This is a genomic window from Kordia sp., assembly GCF_022447245.1.
GTDB lineage: Bacteria > Bacteroidota > Bacteroidia > Flavobacteriales > Flavobacteriaceae > Kordia.
Map to the genome: position 1 here is coordinate 41,864 of NZ_JAKVBC010000002.1, position 17,357 is coordinate 59,220.

General features: G+C 34.5%; 15 protein-coding genes and 1 pseudogene. 3 read left to right on the top strand and 13 right to left on the bottom strand.

Going from position 1 to position 17,357, the window contains the following annotated elements:
• Positions 1–2: 2 nt before the first annotated feature.
• The 10 genes and pseudogenes from cobA to MK119_RS01575 form a co-directional block, all read right to left on the bottom strand.
• A complete protein-coding gene (gene cobA / locus MK119_RS01530; protein WP_290669998.1) occupies positions 3–779 on the bottom strand; it encodes a uroporphyrinogen-III C-methyltransferase in 777 nt (258 codons plus the stop codon).
• Complete coding sequence (locus tag MK119_RS01535; RefSeq protein ID WP_290670000.1) at positions 772–2,865, bottom strand: HEPN domain-containing protein; 2,094 nt, start codon at positions 2,863–2,865, stop codon at positions 772–774. Before MK119_RS01535 ends, cobA begins: the two co-directional genes overlap by 8 nt.
• A 186-nt stretch (positions 2,866–3,051) precedes the next feature.
• On the bottom strand, positions 3,052–4,299 hold the full coding sequence (locus tag MK119_RS01540; protein ID WP_290670001.1) for a GTP-binding protein: 1,248 nt from the start codon (positions 4,297–4,299) through the stop codon (positions 3,052–3,054).
• Between the two features lie 163 nt (positions 4,300–4,462).
• Positions 4,463–5,368, bottom strand: coding sequence for a sulfate adenylyltransferase subunit CysD (cysD, locus tag MK119_RS01545; RefSeq protein WP_290670002.1), 906 nt, complete (start codon positions 5,366–5,368; stop codon positions 4,463–4,465).
• A gap of 11 nt (positions 5,369–5,379) precedes the next feature.
• Positions 5,380–5,994, bottom strand: coding sequence for a phosphoadenosine phosphosulfate reductase family protein (locus MK119_RS01550; protein WP_290670004.1), 615 nt, complete (start codon positions 5,992–5,994; stop codon positions 5,380–5,382).
• A 1-nt stretch (position 5,995) separates the two neighbouring features.
• Entirely contained in the window at positions 5,996–6,247 is a 252-nt protein-coding gene (locus MK119_RS01555) for a DUF2061 domain-containing protein (RefSeq protein ID WP_290670007.1), read from the bottom strand.
• A 132-nt stretch (positions 6,248–6,379) separates the two neighbouring features.
• Positions 6,380–7,549, bottom strand: a pseudogene (locus MK119_RS01560) (aminotransferase class I/II-fold pyridoxal phosphate-dependent enzyme).
• A 100-nt stretch (positions 7,550–7,649) separates the two neighbouring features.
• The gene (gene thrA / locus MK119_RS01565; protein WP_290670008.1) at positions 7,650–10,052 is read right to left on the bottom strand and encodes a bifunctional aspartate kinase/homoserine dehydrogenase I; all 2,403 of its coding nucleotides are present in this window, start codon (positions 10,050–10,052) and stop codon (positions 7,650–7,652) included.
• Positions 10,053–10,064: 12 nt separating this feature from the next.
• Positions 10,065–11,042 carry an alpha/beta fold hydrolase gene (locus tag MK119_RS01570; RefSeq protein WP_290670010.1) on the bottom strand — a complete coding sequence of 326 codons (978 nt, stop codon included), beginning with the start codon at positions 11,040–11,042 and terminating at the stop codon, positions 10,065–10,067.
• A gap of 22 nt (positions 11,043–11,064) precedes the next feature.
• The gene (locus MK119_RS01575) at positions 11,065–12,360 is read right to left on the bottom strand and encodes an O-acetylhomoserine aminocarboxypropyltransferase/cysteine synthase family protein (RefSeq protein ID WP_290670012.1); all 1,296 of its coding nucleotides are present in this window, start codon (positions 12,358–12,360) and stop codon (positions 11,065–11,067) included.
• Between the two features lie 770 nt (positions 12,361–13,130).
• On the opposite strand from MK119_RS01575, the gene metK reads away from it, so the two are divergent.
• From metK to MK119_RS01590, 3 genes are all read left to right on the top strand, one after another.
• Entirely contained in the window at positions 13,131–14,387 is a 1,257-nt protein-coding gene (metK, locus tag MK119_RS01580; RefSeq protein WP_290670014.1) for a methionine adenosyltransferase, read from the top strand.
• A gap of 223 nt (positions 14,388–14,610) precedes the next feature.
• Positions 14,611–15,216: a hypothetical protein gene (locus MK119_RS01585; protein WP_290670016.1), complete on the top strand. Its 606-nt coding sequence runs from the start codon at positions 14,611–14,613 to the stop codon at positions 15,214–15,216.
• Between the two features lie 234 nt (positions 15,217–15,450).
• Positions 15,451–16,098, top strand: coding sequence for a hypothetical protein (locus tag MK119_RS01590; protein WP_290670018.1), 648 nt, complete (start codon positions 15,451–15,453; stop codon positions 16,096–16,098).
• 35 nt (positions 16,099–16,133) lie between these two features.
• Here MK119_RS01590 and MK119_RS01595 read toward each other — a convergent pair whose 3' ends face one another.
• From MK119_RS01595 to MK119_RS01605, 3 genes are read right to left on the bottom strand one after another with little or no spacing between them, the layout of a single operon-like run.
• Entirely contained in the window at positions 16,134–16,463 is a 330-nt protein-coding gene (locus tag MK119_RS01595) for a hypothetical protein (protein ID WP_290670020.1), read from the bottom strand.
• Positions 16,460–17,023, bottom strand: coding sequence for an RNA polymerase sigma factor (locus MK119_RS01600; protein WP_290670022.1), 564 nt, complete (start codon positions 17,021–17,023; stop codon positions 16,460–16,462). The genes MK119_RS01595 and MK119_RS01600 overlap by 4 nt, the downstream gene beginning before the upstream one ends.
• A gap of 3 nt (positions 17,024–17,026) precedes the next feature.
• Positions 17,027–17,356 carry a hypothetical protein gene (locus tag MK119_RS01605; protein WP_290670024.1) on the bottom strand — a complete coding sequence of 110 codons (330 nt, stop codon included), beginning with the start codon at positions 17,354–17,356 and terminating at the stop codon, positions 17,027–17,029.
• Position 17,357 lies beyond the last annotated feature (1 nt).

Below are 17,357 nucleotides of genomic sequence, written 5' to 3' on the forward strand. Positions count from 1 at the left end.
AGTTATATTGCTGCTCGTATTGAAATCAGTTCTTTTTGTGTTGTTTGATATGTTTGAATGTTTGCAACTGCTTCATTGACCACTTCACCGATAACAATTATGGCTGGTGCTGCAATGTTTTTTTCTTTTACTTTTTCAAGAATAGAATCGACATTTCCAAATACAGATTTTTCATTGTCTGTAGTTCCGTTTTGAATGATTCCGACTGGCATTTTTTGCTTTCCTGCAATTTGAAATAGACTCACAATTTCTGAAAGTTTACTCATTCCCATTAAAATGACAACCGTTGCCGAAGATTGTGCTGCAAGCGCTACATCTTGTGATAGTTTACGAGCCGAAGTTGTTCCCGTGATAACCCAGAAACTTTCAGAAATTCCTCTTTTTGTCAATGGAACACCAACAGAAGCTGGCACTGCAACTGCTGACGTTATGCCTGATACTACATTGGTTTCAAGTCCATTGTGTTTTGCAAATTCAATTTCTTCTGCGCCACGTCCAAAAACAAAAGGATCACCACCTTTTAAACGAACTACATGTCCAAATTCATAGGCGTTTTTTACAATTAATTCGTTGATTTCTTCTTGACTGTAGCGATGAAATCCTTTGCGTTTGCCTACAAATATATGCTTAGCTTTTGGTGCAAAATCGAGTAATTCTCTATTGACCAAAGCATCATATAATACTACATCTGCCGCTTCTAAATTTCGAATTCCTTTTAGTGTAATCAGTTCTATATCACCAGGTCCAGCTCCTAATACTGTTAGCTTTGGTTTATGCATGTGTCAACTCCTCCTTTCTGTATTTTTTGAGTTGATCAACAAACCAAATAGTATCATTTAGGTACTTTTTTGCGAAAGCTTCACTTGGCGCATTGTTTTGCATTTGATAGATCAATGTTGAAAAATCACTTTGCATGCTTATTTTTTTTGTGGCAACAAATACCTCATCAAATTGTTTAATGATTGCCGCATGCGAATTTGTTTTTTGCTGCTCAGAAAGTAAGATTGCTTTTGCTGCATTTACCATCGCAGCATAGGCATGATAAATACCATCACTGTATAATTGATTCTTTACAGCTTCTGTTGCATTTGTGATTTTTTCTTCACTTTCAAATAAGAGCGTTTCTACCAAATCAATCACAACGCCAGCACATTCTCCAATTCCAACAGCTTTTATATACGGAACTTCATTTCCCCAATCAATAAAATCATCTTCCTTCAATTCTGTACTATCTGATAACGGTTTTAGGAAATTATAGAAGTATATTTTTTCTTTTCGTTGATAATATGCAGCAAATGATTCTTCTTGTAATGCATTTTCTTTAAAGTCATTTAAGATGCTTCGCAATGCTTCTGGTCCGCGCTTGCTTGGAATTTTTAAAACCTTGTCTGCAAAACGTCCTTGCCCATTTCCTACAACACCACCACCTAATAAGATTTGTAGCGCTGGTGCCAAAAGTTTCCCCGATTTTATTGTCATTCCTTGAAAACCAATTTCTGCCATATTGTGTTGTCCACATGCATTCATACAACCACTTATTTTGATAGTAATGTTTTTTGTGGTGACAAATTCTTGATATTCAGCAGCAATCACTTTTTCTAGTTCTGTAGCAATTCCTGTACTACTTGCAATTCCTAAGTTACAGGTATCTGTCCCTGGACACGCTGTAATATCTACGAGTTTGTTATAGCCAATTTTTGTAAAGCCTAAGGCTTTTAGTTTTTGATAGAAAATAGGTACTAATTCTTCTTTTACGTGACGAATCAGTATGTTTTGTCGCAGAGTAAATCGCAATTCGTCCGCAGCATAGGCTTTGATTAAATCGGCTAATTCACGTGCTTTATCCGTGTAGAAATCTCCTAAAGGTACTCGGATCCCAATGGCAACTAATCCTTTTTGTTTTTGTGGAATGATATTGCTTTGTTTCCAGGCTTCAAAGGTTTCTGTATCTTCAATAGCTACCGTTTCAGTTTCTAAATTTTGAAATGTTGGCGCCACTTCAAAAGATTTTGTCTCTATGAAAACTTTCATGTTTGATAGTGCTTTTCGTTCCGCGTCAATCAATTCAACAAATGCTTCTAAGCCTAAATCTTTGATTAGAAATTTCATACGTGCTTTTCCTCTTTTAGCACGTTCTCCATGACGATCAAATACACGCAATACGGCTTCTGTTAACGGAATGATTTCATCTGTCGGTAAAAATTCATAAAGTACATCTGCATGTCTTGGTTGCGAGCCTAATCCGCCACCTAATAGCACTTTAAAACCACGAATTCCATCTTGAATTTTAGCGATGAATCCCAAATCATGAATATAACTTAGCGCTGTATCTTCATCAGTTGCTGAGAACGATATTTTAAATTTTCTTCCCATTTCCTGCGAGATCGGATTTCTTAGAAAGAATTTAAAAACTGCATCTGCGTAAGGTGATACATCAAACGGTTCGTCAATATCAATTCCTGCAGTGGCGCTTGCCGTTATATTTCGCACCGTATTTCCACACGCTTCACGCAGTGTAATATCATCCCTTTCTAATTGTGCCCACAATTCTGGAGTTCGGTCTAGACTTACATAGTGAATTTGAATGTCTTGTCGCGTCGTAATGTGTAACCTTCCTGTTGAATATTCATCAGCAACATCTGCTATTCTATGCAATTGCGCACTGCTCACTTTTCCATACGGTAATTTGATGCGAATCATTTGTACACCATGTTGACGTTGTCCATAAACTCCTCTCGCCAATCGGAGGCTACGGAATTTTTCTTCATCGACTTTTCCTTCTTTGAATAAGCGGATTTTTTGTTCCAATTCGATGATATCTTTTTCAACTACTGAATTTTCTATTTCTGTTCTAAAGCTTTGCATTTGATCTTTGATATTAAAAAAGTCCTTATGAAATCTGTTTCAAAAGGACTTATATTTTAAAATATGGTATACGTATCTACGTCATGTTCCTTTTGTTTTGAGAAAAATGTTTTTACAACACATGCAAGTGCAGTTCATTATATGTTTATTCGAAAAGTTGATCATATTGTCTTCTATTTGTATATTTTATTTGATAAATCCAACTCCTGCTGTTGTGTTTGATTGTAAATCGATCAAAATAAAGCCTCCATTATATTTGTTCTTTTTGTAACTATCAAAGAATAACGGCTTGCTTAGTTTTAATTGAATTTCTCCAATTTCATTGAGTTGTAATTGTGATACTGCCGTTTTTTCCTCAGAAAAATTGGCTTCTTCTATCGTTTCAACATCCACTATTTTTGCCAATACATTGTTGACTCCATGTTGTAAACTGTATTTAGTATTGGGTCTCAGTGGCTTTTTGTCCATCCAACAAATAGTAGCACTCAATTCTTTTTCAACTTTTGGTTGTTCTGAGGTTTTTACAATCATGTCGCCTCTACTTACATTGACATCATTTGTAAGCGTCAGTGTTAATGAACTTCCTCTTCCTGCTTTTTCAAATTTTTGATCGTAGAAAAAGATTTCTTTTACTGTCGATTGTGTTCCAGAAGGTAATATTGTGACTTCATCTCCAACAGCAATATCTCCTCCGTATAGTTTCCCTGCATATCCTCTAAAATCATGATATTCTGATGTTTTTGGTCGAATTACGGTTTGTATTGGAAAACGTGTTTGCGCTTCTTCATACACATCTTGCGGTTGAATTTGCTCTAAGTGTTCTACCAATGTTTTTCCTGAATACCAAGTCATATTCGAAGATTTTGCTACTACATTATCACCTTGTAATGCACTTACTGGAATACATGTAATGTTCTGTTCTTTATAGGTTGTTTTGGCAACCAAAGCTTGAATTTCATCAAATAGCGCAAGATATTTTTCTTCAGAATAATCGACCAAATCCATTTTATTGACTGCAAATACAATGTCTTTGACACGTAATAAATTGTTGATATAAAAGTGACGTGACGTTTGTTCAATCACACCTTTTCGTGCATCAACTAAAATAATAGCTACTTGTGACGTTGATGCTCCAGTTACCATGTTTCTGGTATATTCTTCATGACCTGGTGTATCAGCAATAATATAACTTCTGTTTTGTGTAGAAAAGTATATGTGTGCAACATCAATTGTAATTCCTTGTTCACGTTCGGCTACTAATCCATCAGTAGCTAGCGAAAAGTCTAAATAATCAAAACCTTTTCGTTTGCTATTGCGTTCTATCGCTTCTAGTTTGTCATCTGTAAGTGACTGTGTATCGTACAGAATTCTCCCAATTAAGGTACTTTTTCCATCATCGACACTTCCTGCTGTGGCTATTTTTAGTACGTCCATTTTGTTGTTGGATGTTAGGTGTTGGGTTTTGGTGTTCGTATGTATACTGCTACTTTTAAAACTCAACATTTATCATTTAATCTTCTGACTTCTTCTTTTGTTGATTTGTGAATCTGTTTTTTTGTTAACTAAGACATGATTGCCAATAGCTAAAAGCAAAATTTTAGAAATATCCTTGTTGTTTTCTTTTTTCCATCGCTGCTTCTGAGCGTTTGTCATCTATTCGTGCTCCGCGTTCAGAGATGGTTGATTGTCGTATTTCTTGCACTACCGAAGCAATGTCATACGCATTGGAAAGTACTGCTGCAGTACAACTCATATCTCCAACAGTTCTAAATCGAATCACACGTTCTTCTATTTTTTCATCTTCTTCTCTGTAGACAACTTCATCATCTGCTGACCAGATGAGTCCGTCTCTTAAAAAGGTGGCTCGTGTGTGTGCAAAATAAATCGAAGGAATTTCTATTTGCTCTTTTTCAATATAGCTCCACACATCTAATTCTGTCCAGTTTGATATTGGGAATACGCGTACATTCTGTCCTAAATTGATTTTCCCATTGAGCATATCAAATACTTCTGGACGCTGATTTTTTTCGTCCCATTGTCCAAAATCGTCTCGTACAGAAAAGATACGTTCTTTTGCTCGTGCCTTTTCTTCATCGCGTCTTGCGCCACCAATACATGCATCAAAACCAAATTCTTCAATTGCATCTAATAAAGTTTCTGTTTGTAACATGTTTCTACTGGCATATTTTCCGGTTTCTTCCGTTACTTTTCCTGCATCTATATTGTCTTGCACATTTCTCACAATCAATTCTAAACCTAGTTTTTCAACAAGTTTGTCACGAAAGGCAATCGTTTCAGGAAAATTGTGTCCTGTATCGATATGTAATAGCGGAAACGGAATTTTAGAAGGGAAAAAGGCTTTTTGTGCCAATCGTACCAACGTAATAGAATCTTTTCCACCAGAAAATAACAAGACAGGCTTTTCAAATTGCGCAACTACTTCTCTAAAAATATAAATAGCTTCGCTTTCTAATATATTTGTTTGTAATACGTTTTGAGTCATTTCTTGTTCAGTTAGGAATGCAGTCCACATTCTCGGTTCGCTAATACTTTTGTAGGATCGAAATATTTGAATTCATTTGGAATTTGATGTGTTTCTAAATAACTATCCAATTCAGCATCAGACCAATGATAAAAAGGGCTTATTTTTAAAACTCCATCTTTTCCTTGTGATACAATATCAATAGAATCTCTAAATACAGTTTGCCCTTTTCTAAGATTGGTAAACCAAATTGTTGGCTTGTGAAAATCCATTGCACGTTTGAAAGGTTCTAACTTTACTTGTTCTGTAAAAAGTTTATGTTTTTCATCATCTACATCTGGAATTCCTAAGACAATATCTCTATGCGCCGTTGTTTGTTTTGGCACGTATAAATCCACTTTTAGTTTTAATAATTGTATTAAATCTTCTGCATGTCGGTAGGTGTTTGGTGTATTGTATCCTGTATCGCACCATATGACATCAATTGATGGTTTTACTTGTGTACAAACATGCAAAATGGCACCTTCGTACGGTCTGAAATTTGTTGTTACAACCGACTTTCCTCCTTGTGCAATTGCCCATAAGACAATCTCTTCTGGAGATTTACCGTTTAATTCGTTGTTAATTTGTGTTATATCTAAACTCATTTTATTTGCCCCATTTTATAATGTTCCACAATCGTTCGTGAAAAAAGTATAAGATCATTTTTGTAATCATTTCTATGGATCCTATGGTAAATGCCATTTCCAAAGTTCCTGTAACCAACCAAGAGATCAGAATTGTATCTAATGTTCCTACGATTCTCCAACTGATTGATTTTAAAAAACTTCGCAACGGTTTTTCAGAACTGATATCGGTTCTGTAATCACTTTTGTTTCTAATTATTTGATTTAAAATCATTTCAATTCAATTATAATACTATTATCCTATAGACTTACTAGATTATTTAGCAAATGTATTTCTTTTTTTTAAGTAAGAGATACATTTTTTAGTTAAAAAGTGTTACAGTGATAAAATTTCAGACCTAAATTGTTAGTTACCTAAAGCTTGATTCAAATCTTCAATGATATCATTTACATTTTCGAGTCCAACCGACACACGAATGAGTCCGTCAGTGATGCTTGTTTCCAAACGATCTTCCACAGACAGTTTACTATGCGTCGTAGATGCTGGATGCGTTACAATAGTGCGCGTATCACCTAAATTTGCTGATAAAGAACAGAGTTTTATAGTGTTTAAAAATGTTCTTCCGGCATCAACGCCACCTTTTACTTCAAACGAAACTACATTTCCTCCAAGCTTCATCTGTTTTTTAGCTGTTTCATATTGCGGATGCGATGGCAGAAACGGATATTTTACCCAATTTACTTTTGGATGTTTTTCCAAGAATTCTGCTACTTTAAATGCATTTTAGCAATGACGTTCTACACGTACTACCAACGTTTCCAAACTTTTTGATAAAACCCACGCATTGAATGGCGATAAGGCTGGTCCTGTATTTCTAGAAAACAGATAGATTTCACGAATCAAATCGGCACGACCAACAGTGACACCTCCTAATACACGTCCTTGTCCATCAATCAATTTGGTAGCAGAATGGATGACCAAATCAGCTCCAAATTGTATTGGATTTTGTAAATAAGGCGTTGCAAAACAGTTGTCTACTATAAAGATAAGATTGTGTTTTTTGGCAATGTCTCCTAATACTTGTAAATCTAAAATATCAACCGCAGGATTCGTAGGTGATTCTGCATATAACACTTTTGTATTTGGTTGTATCAATGCTTCTATTTTATCAACTTCATTGACTTTGAAATAGCTTGTTTCAATATTCCATTTCGGCAGAAATTTGGTAAATAAGCTATTGGTAGAACCAAATATGGATCGAGAAGACACAATATGATCGCCACTGTTGAGCAAAGCTGCAAAAGTTGAAAATACTGCAGACATTCCGGTTGCAAAGGCATAGCCATCTTCCGCGCCTTCCAATTTGCAGATTTTTGATACAAATTCGGAAGTGTTTGGATTGGTAAATCGGCTATAAATGTTACGCTTTTTTTCTTCCGCGAAGGAAGAGCGCATATCTTCCGCATCTTCAAATACAAAACTTGACGTTAGGTATAACGGATTGGAATGTTCTAAGAAAGCAGTACGTTCGATTTGTGTTCGAATCGCTTGTGTTTCTATATATTGTGAATTCATTTTTTCTTTTTTGTTGTTTGTTTGTGTAGAGCGCTATGCATCTGTTTGTTAATTTGTTGACTTGTTTATTCGTTATTTTTTAACATATAGACTTCATCCATCAAAGCTTTTCCGTTAAACGTAAAATATCTCCAAAAACTCCTCTTGCCGTTACGGCTGCTCCTGCTCCTGCTCCTTGAATTACTAACGGCTGTTCTTTGTAGGCTTCTGTATAGATTTCGAAAATAGAATCGGATCCTTTTATTTGTCCCAAAGCACTATTGCTTGGAACTGAAATTAGTTTAACTTCTAGGATTCCCGTTTCCGTTGACAAATCGCCTACATAACGCAATACATGATCTTTTTGCTGGTTGGCTTTGATGAGTTTGTAGGTTTGATCTAAGTCTGTGACATTTTTGTTGAACTGCTGTAAACTGATCGCCTGTAAATGTGCTGGCAATAGGTTTTGAATTGTGATGTCTGAGAATTCTTTGCGTAACTCTAATTCTCTGGCAAGGATTAACAATTTACGCGCCACATCATTTCCAGATAAATCTTCACGTGCATCTGGTTCTGTGTATCCTTTTTCTCCAGCTTGTTGTAAAACTGTGCTAAACTCCACATCTTCCACAGAAAACGTATTGAATATATAACTTAATGAACCTGAAAATACACCGCGAATTTTATTGATTTTCTCTCCGGATTTGTGCAATAATTTTATTGTATCAATTAATGGCAATCCAGCTCCTACATTGGTTTCGTACAAATAATTTTTCTGATGCTTTTTCAGTTCTGTTCGCAACGTATCATAAAATGAGTACTCAACTGTGTTTGCAATCTTGTTTGCCGAAACCAAATCGAAGCCATTATTAACTAAACTTATATAATTATGTATAAAATCTTTGCTGGCAGTAGTATCAACCGCAATTAAATTTTCTAAGTGATGATTTTTTGCATAATCGATGATTTGCTGTAATGTATATGCCACTTTTTCTTTTGGAAATGTTTCTTTCCAGTCATCAGAAATACCATTTTTGTCTAAATATACATGTTGTGAATCCGCAACTGCGAACACATTTAGTCGGATGTTATTTTTGTCTAATATGTCTTTTTTGCTTTGTATAATTTGATCGAGCAATGTGCCTCCAACCAAACCTTTACCAAAGACTGCGATGTTTATTTTTTTAGAAACTCCGAAAATTTGTCCGTGAATTACATTGATAGCTTTGTGCAATTCTGATTCTTTTACCACTACACTCACATTTTTTCCTGAAACTGTATTATTGAATAGAATCGGAATAATTTGATTTTTGATCAATGCATTATATGGCTTGTGGAATTCACTCAAATCTTGCCCAATAATTGAAATAACCGTAACATCATCAATCACTGAAATTTTGTTTACATCTTTGGTGTAGAAATCATTTTCAAATTCTCTTTCCAGTGCTATAATCGCTTCAGAAGCTTTTTCTGCATCTATAACCAAACCAATTCCTCGTTCAGAAGAACCCTGAGAAATGATGCTTACGTTGATATCAATTTCACTTAGCGTTTTAAATATTCGGGCATCTACACCTACTCTTCCCAATAAACCTCTTCCTTCTAAATTAATCAACGCCACATTGTCTAAGACAGAGATTGACTTGATCCCTTTTGACTTGGTTTTTTGCTTAATAATGGTTCCTTCATCATTCGTATTGAATGTATTCAGTATTCGAAGCGGAATATTTTTTTCAATTAATGGAACAATCGTTTTTGCATGTAGAATGTTAGCGCCAAAGTTTGCCAATTCGTTTGCTTCGTTGAACGATAGTTCTTCAATTTTTCGCGCATCAGCCACTAAATCGGGATTGGCAGTAAAAATTCCATCTACATGAGTGTAATTTTGCAATTCTTCTGCATCTAAAAAATTCGCCAATAAAGCTGCCGTATAATTGCTTCCATTTCTGCCCAAAGTCGTCGTTTCATTATTTTGGTTAGAACCGATAAAACCTGTTACGATGTTTACCGTAGTTCCGTTGTACGACTTGAAATGATTGATTATATTTTTTCTTGAGATGACATCTAACGGACGTGCATTTCCAAAAGAATCGTCGGTTTTTATTAAGTTTCTTGTATCCGTAAAATGTGCATTTACACCTTCTTTTTTAAGCAAACTAGTTACTAACTTTGCAGAAATCAATTCTCCTTGTGATACAATTTGATCCTTTATTTTCTCACTGTAATCACCTAATAAAGAAACTCCTTGAAATAAGTTTTCGAGCGTTGTGAATTCTTCTGTAAAATCTAACGAACGGTCTATTTGACTCTGATAGGCTTTGAATGCCATTAATTGTTCGTGATATGATTCTTTATTGATTGCTTTCTCTAACATTTCCAATAATTCGTCTGTAGCATTTCCGCGTGCAGACAATACAACAGCAATGTTTTCTTGTTGTGTTGCTTTTTCTTTTATGATTTGAATCGTCTTTTTGATTCCTTTCCCGTTAGCGAGAGATTTCCCTCCAAATTTTAAAATCTTCATAGCATTATGTTGTTATATGGATGATTTTTGAACTTGAAATATGTTTCTTAGCAATAGACTTAATTGCCCATATTCTATTAAAAATGCATCGTGTCCGTGAATGGACTGAATTTCGTCGTGATATACGTTTTCTTTGACACGTTTTAATCGTCTGAAGGTTTCTATATCTTCATCAGGTGAAAAAAAGATGTCACTGTTAATACTTATAATGTGAATGTTTCCAGTAATTTTTGAAGCTACTGCTTCTAAAGTTTCTCTTCCTCTAGTAATATCAATGGTTTTTAATAATTGATTCATCAGTTTATATGCTGCCAATTGATAGCGTTCTTGCAATTTTTTTCCGTGATGTACTAACCAACTTTCTACATTGAACAATTCTTTTTCTTTGTGTTTTGTTCGTTGAAATTTTACTTTAAAAGAGAAAGGCGTTCTGTAGCATAACATGGCATGAATGCGTGCATCTTCAATTGGATTTCTCGAATTTTCCAGAATACGTTCTTGCAAAAAACAGTTTGCAATTAACCAATCGGTAGATTTCCAATCGGAAGCAATCGGAATTAAGTTTTGAATCAAATTTGGTTCTAAAACTGCCATTTCCCAAGCAATTCCGCCTCCTAATGATCCTCCAATTGCGGCAAAAAGTGTGGTGATATTTAAATTTTCCAAACCTCGAATAAAGATTTTTGCAATATCTCTTGCCACAAAATCTTTATAAAACTCAATCAAACCTGTTTCTTCTGAATAACCATTGCCAGGAATGTCAAAGCTTAAAATTTTAAATTCGTTAGTATCAATACATTTTCCTTTGCCAATCAAACTATTCCACCAACCATTTTCACCTGTAACTTCTGAGTTTCCTGTCAACGCATGATTTACCAATACAATCGGCGCATCTGCACTATCCGAACCAACCAACTGATAACTCAACTTTAAGTTTGGATAGTACGCACCGCTTTCGGTAAAGAAGTCTGAAATGCTGATATGTGTCATTTTCTGTCTCAAAATAGCTTCTTTATGATGCTGGAATTCCTGCAGTTATTTTGTCAAATACCGTTTGTAAATCTGTTTTCAAATCTTCAACATTTTCCAATCCTACCGACAAACGAATTAGATCTTGTGTTACACCTGTTGATGCTTGTTGTGCTTCCGTCAATTGCTGATGCGTTGTACTTGCTGGATGAATGATGAGTGATTTTGTATCTCCAATATTTGCTAAAAGTGAGAATACTTTTGTTTCATCTGCAATGCGTTTTGCGGCTTCATAACCTGCTTTGATTCCGAAAGTTACAATTCCACTTTGCCCTTTTGGTAAGTATTTTTCAGCCAATGCTTTGTAATTGCTAGTTTCTAATCCTGGATAATTTACCCAAGCTACAGCTTCTTGTGTTTGTAACCACGTTGCGAGTTCTAGTGCATTTTCACTGTGTTGTTTGATTCGAATTGGCAGTGTTTCTAATCCTTGAATGATTTGAAATGCATTGAATGGACTTAACGCTGAACCAAAATCACGCAATCCTTCGATACGAACTTTAGCTATGAACGCCGCTTCTTTTAAAGCTTCGCTGTATATTAATCCGTGGTATCCTGCAGATGGTTCTGTAAATTCTGGAAACTTTCCGTTGGTCCAGTCAAATGTTCCTGCATCAATGATAGCACCACCTAAGGCTGTTCCGTTTCCGTTAATGTATTTTGTGAGTGAATGAATGACAATATTTGCACCGTGTTTGATAGGATTCAATAAGTAAGGAGTGGCAATCGTATTGTCGACGATGAGTGGAATTTTGTTTGCTTGTGCTTGTGCTGAAATCGCTTCAATGTCTAGTACATCTAATTTTGGATTTCCTAGTGACTCAATGAAAACGGCTCTTGTGTTTTCTTGTACTGCATCAGTGAAACCGTTTGCTTCCGCTGGATCAACAAATGTTGTTGTAATTCCGAGTCTTGGTAAAGTTACATTTAGTAAGTTATACGTTCCTCCATACAGACTATTAGAAGCTACAATATGATCGCCTGCTCGTAATAACGTTAGCAATGTTGTTGCTATTGCTGAAGTTCCTGAAGCGGTTACTACTGCTGCAATTCCTCCTTCCAAATCAGCCAATCGTTGTTCTAAAATATCATTCGTTGGATTATTAATTCTTGTGTAAATATTGCCTGGTTCTGCTAAGGCAAATAAGTTAGACGCATGATCAGAATTATTAAATACATACGCTGTTGATTGATAAATTGGCACTGCTCTTGTCCCCCCATTTTGGGTAGTTTCGTGTCCTGAATGTAAAGCTTTTGTTGCGAATTGTTGTGTACTCATTTTTTTGGTTTTTATGTGTTTGTGTTTGTTATTTCGTTAATCTGTTGATTCGTTTTTTGTATATGTTTTTTTGTGAATTCGTGAGTTTGATTTGTCAACCAATAAAAAAAGGCCCTTTTGGATATCTATTACCAAAAGGACCTTTTTTATAAAGTGATAAATGGGTTAGTATTTATCTGGAACTTTTCGATAATAGCAAGCTTGACTACAGCACATCATGCACATAGCCATCATACAACAACAAATTGTCATTGTCATTTCGATTGCTACTATTTGAAAAATTTTACTCATTGGTTTTTGAAAAAAATTAACTTAAAATATAATCATGAAAAAAGCCTCTGCAATTGCAGAGGCTTAATATTATTGAATGCTTTCTTATAGTTAGCTAAATACAATAGTTGTCCTCTGCGGCATTTCTGCTACACATCATACAACACATCATACTTGAAACTTTAATAAACATATTTCGTTTTTGTTTGGTACAAAGGTAAAGTCATAATTATTTAATTTCCAAATGTTTTTTAAAATAAATCATTTTTAACAGTTTTTCACACTTCCTATAAAATTCTATTTTTTGTTGCTTGTATGTAATCATATTTTTATACATTTGCACCTGTTTTGAGGAAAAATTTGAACTGATTGCAACCTCAATTCTTGAATTTATCAAGGAATTAAAAAATGCTAAAGCAGTAATTTTCTGCTCCTTTAGACGACAAAGCAATCTCTTTTTATTTTTCTTATCATTTATAATTTTTAAAAGAAGATTTATTATGTCATATTTTTTTACCTCTGAATCGGTTTCAGAAGGACATCCAGACAAAGTAGCAGATCAAATTTCTGATGCTCTAATTGACAACTTTTTAGCATTCGATCCTGAGTCAAAAGTAGCTTGTGAAACGTTGGTAACTACAGGTCAAGTTATCTTGGCTGGAGAAGTAAAATCTAACACATATCTAGACGTTCAAAAGATTGCTAGAGAAGTAGTTAACAAAATTGGATACACGAAAAGCGAATACATGTTTGATGGAAACTCTTGTGGTGTATTATCGGCTATTCACGAGCAATCAGAAGACATTAATAGAGGTGTTGATAGAGAGACAAAAGAAGAGCAAGGAGCTGGTGATCAAGGTATGATGTTCGGATATGCTACGAAAGAGACTGAAAACTTAATGCCTTTAGCTTTAGATTTGTCACATTTAATGTTGATTGAATTGGCCGCTTTACGTAGAGAATATAAAGAGATTACATATTTACGTCCAGATGCAAAAAGTCAGGTAACTATTGAGTATAATGATGACAATGTACCTTCAAGAGTTGAAGCCATTGTAATTTCGACTCAGCATGATGATTTTGACGAAAGTGACGAAGTAATGTTAGCTAAAATTCGTGAAGATATCGTAAACATTTTAATTCCACGTGTAAAAGCAAAATTGAAGCCAGAGATTCAAGCATTATTTGGAGATGACATCAAGTATCACATCAATCCAACCGGAAAGTTTGTAATTGGGGGACCACATGGAGATACTGGATTAACAGGTAGAAAAATTATTGTAGATACTTACGGAGGAAAAGGTGCTCACGGTGGTGGAGCATTCTCTGGAAAAGATCCAAGTAAGGTAGATAGAAGTGCTGCGTATGCAACACGTCACGTAGCAAAAAACTTAGTTGCGGCTGGAGTTGCTGATGAAATTTTAGTACAAGTTTCATATGCAATTGGAGTTGTAGAGCCTATGGGGATTTTTGTAGATACGTATGGAACTGCAAAAGTTGATTTAACAGATGGGGAAATTGCTGAAAAAGTAAAGGAAGTATTTGACATGCGTCCTGCTGCGATTGAAAGTCGTTTAAAATTACGTTCACCAATGTATAGCGAAACTGCTGCTTACGGACACATGGGACGTAAAAACGAAGTAGTTTCTAAGACATTTGTTACTCCAAATGGAGAAAGCAAAACACTAGATGTTGAGTTATTTACTTGGGAAAAATTAGACTACGTAGACAACGTAAAAACAGTTTTCGGATTGTAAAATTCTGAGCTTAGTTATATATTACAAAAGCCGCTTCTGTTGCTATGGAAGCGGCTTTTTTGTGTTTTTGAAATAAAAATGTCACGTTGTAATTTTATATACGTTATAGGTTTAAAAGAAAAATTAATTTGAACAGCTACTTTTACGTAAGCATCAACATATGTGTATTTTAAAAAGATGTAGCTTGTTTAAAAGTACAGTCAAAAACTTAGTATATTGCCTTATGAAACAACTCTTATTAGGATTATTATTTGCGATAGGCACACATACAGCGCATGCACAATTTTCTGAAAATCATGCTATTTATGGAACTATGGGACTTGATGTTGGAAATTATTTTGGCGCTAATTTTGGACTTAATTACACCTATCAGGAAAAGTATTCATTTCGATTAGAATATAATGTCCGCGCTCGTAGTGCTGATTCCGAACCAGATGATTTTAATATTGGACTGGGAAGAGCATTATCGTTTGGGTTGGCAAATCCGTATGATAATATAAAAACTTTTCAGGTGACGGCTGGCAGAATTTATAAGATGAATCCGAAAGGAACGATTCGAATGAATTTGTCGGTTGGTGTTGGCTTCTCAACAATTAGTCTTCCTGAAAACTGGCAAAGTGTTGAAGGCACGTTTTTATTTTCTGACAATTACACCTGGGACACGTATAATTATAATACCATAAGCTTTGTGATTAGTCCCAAAATAGAATTTCCTTTTACGCGACATTATGGACTTTCGCTGTCTCCTGTATTTCAAATAAATAAAGATAGAACCTATATAGGTATTGGTTTTGAGCATATGTTTGGCCTCATTAGAAAAAGAAGTTGATAGCAGATTTAAAAGTGATTTTAATACATAATAAAATATGAATTTATTTAGTCTAGATTCTAGATATATATAATTTTAAAATGAAGCATTATTATTTTTCGTACATTTATTGAAATTCATTACATATATGTCAAATAAAAAAATAAAATAATAAGATTAATTATAATCCTATTATTTATTCTAATCCTACTGTTTTTTCTGATACCCTATTTTTTTGTAAACAATCCAAACTCTTTGAAAAGTGAGTTAAGATTGAAGTATGACAAGTTAGAAATATCTTTACGAACTTCACTAGAAGACAATGAAGGTAAATATAAAGTAGATAAAATATTAACTAAAGAGCTAATTGAAAATAAAAAGGGTACATATTATTTAATAAATTTATTTAATCCTGAAAAGGAAAAAGTTTTTTTATTTGAAGCTGGGAAATTTACGATTGAGAGTTCCGAAAAAGATTTTATAGATTCCATGAATGAATTTATGAAAGATGTATACAAAACTTTAGAAATAAATAAAACTCTTCAACTATATACTAAAGGTAGCGCAGACTTTTCAGGGAATAATACTTTCAAATCTACAATAAGCGATTACTATTTAAAAGACCTAAATTTTTCAATAATCAATTATCTTCCACAGGTTTCTCATAGTGAAACTTTATTTTCCAATTCTACTGCCGTAATGAAAATATTCAAAAGCATATCTAACAAAGAACTCCCGAATTTAAGAGGTAAATTTATACAATACAAAATTTCTGAAAACTACCTTGATGTACCTAAACCTATAATACTTGAAGGAAATGTAGAAGGGAATGTTGGTGAAAAATTCAGAAACACAAGTGTTATAATGTATATAGATTGGAATCTAAAAATAGAAAAAAATTAAATCACAAATAATGACAGTCTAGTTTTTATATTTTCTCAGCTCAACCTACGATAACTCTGCTGCAATAGCAGTATATAATTTACTCCGAGTAAACACAATAGTAGACACACAGCGAAAATCGGTGTTTTTGAAATTTGTACTTTCCCAAAGAACTCACTTAAAAAAGGTGCCAGGTATTTGTAAGCAACAAAACTGATACAGAGCAAACCTGCAATAGCTATCAGCATGATTTTTTGGAATGAAATGATGCGGACAGGTTTGACTTCTTCGATGGTTTCTAGTTGCTGCATAAGCATGTCTGTAAAATCATCGGAAGTAGCTACCGTACTTTTCTGTATCAAATATTTGAGTTGTTCTTCTTTCATAATAAATTGTCTATTTCGGTTCCTAATAGTTTTCTGAGTTGAAAGTTTATATTTTTTCTCCCACGACTTAAATCTACTTTTATTTTGGATATAGAAAAGCCTGTACTTTCTGTAATTTCGCTGATTTTTAATTCACACAAATAGAATAAACGCAATACCAACGCTTCATCTGGACGCAATTTTTCTAATGCCAAATTGATGTATTTTTTTTGATCTTTTGCTTTTAACTTATCAATGGGAATGTCTGCTGTATTTTGTAATTTCTCTTCCGCTTCTTGTGAAAACGGATAGCGATTTTTATCTTTTTTGATGGCATTGTAACTCGTATTAATGACGATTCGATACAACCACGTTGTGAATGCTGCATTGAATTGAAAGCTGTCTAGTTTTTTAAATACTTTGATAAATGCTTCCTGTAATACATCTTCTGCTTTGCCAGAATCTTTCACAATAGAACATGCCAATGAGAGCGATACATCTTTGTGTCGTTCTACTAAATATCGAAACACAGACCTATCGCCTTCTTTGATTTTTTTTATGAGCTCGAAATCGGTATCCAAAGCTTATTTTTCGGTTCTTTTTCGCAGAAAATGTGCACCTACAACACCCAAACCTCCAAAGATCAAAATGATGCCCCACACGATGAGTTCCATCGTTCCTTCCTCCAAATCAAGTTCAGTAAAAAATGAGGAAATAATCATTCCGACACCTAAGCCCAAAATGATACAACCAATATCTATATAGCGGGTTTTTGCGGCCGCCAATCCCTCTGTCAAACCTCTTTCTACCATTGCCTTTTTGATTAGGTAATTGTAGCGTGCCAGTATAAAAACGATGCTGACAATCCCCAGTGCAAAGCTGGTCATAACGATAATATCTCCTGTAGTTTCCATA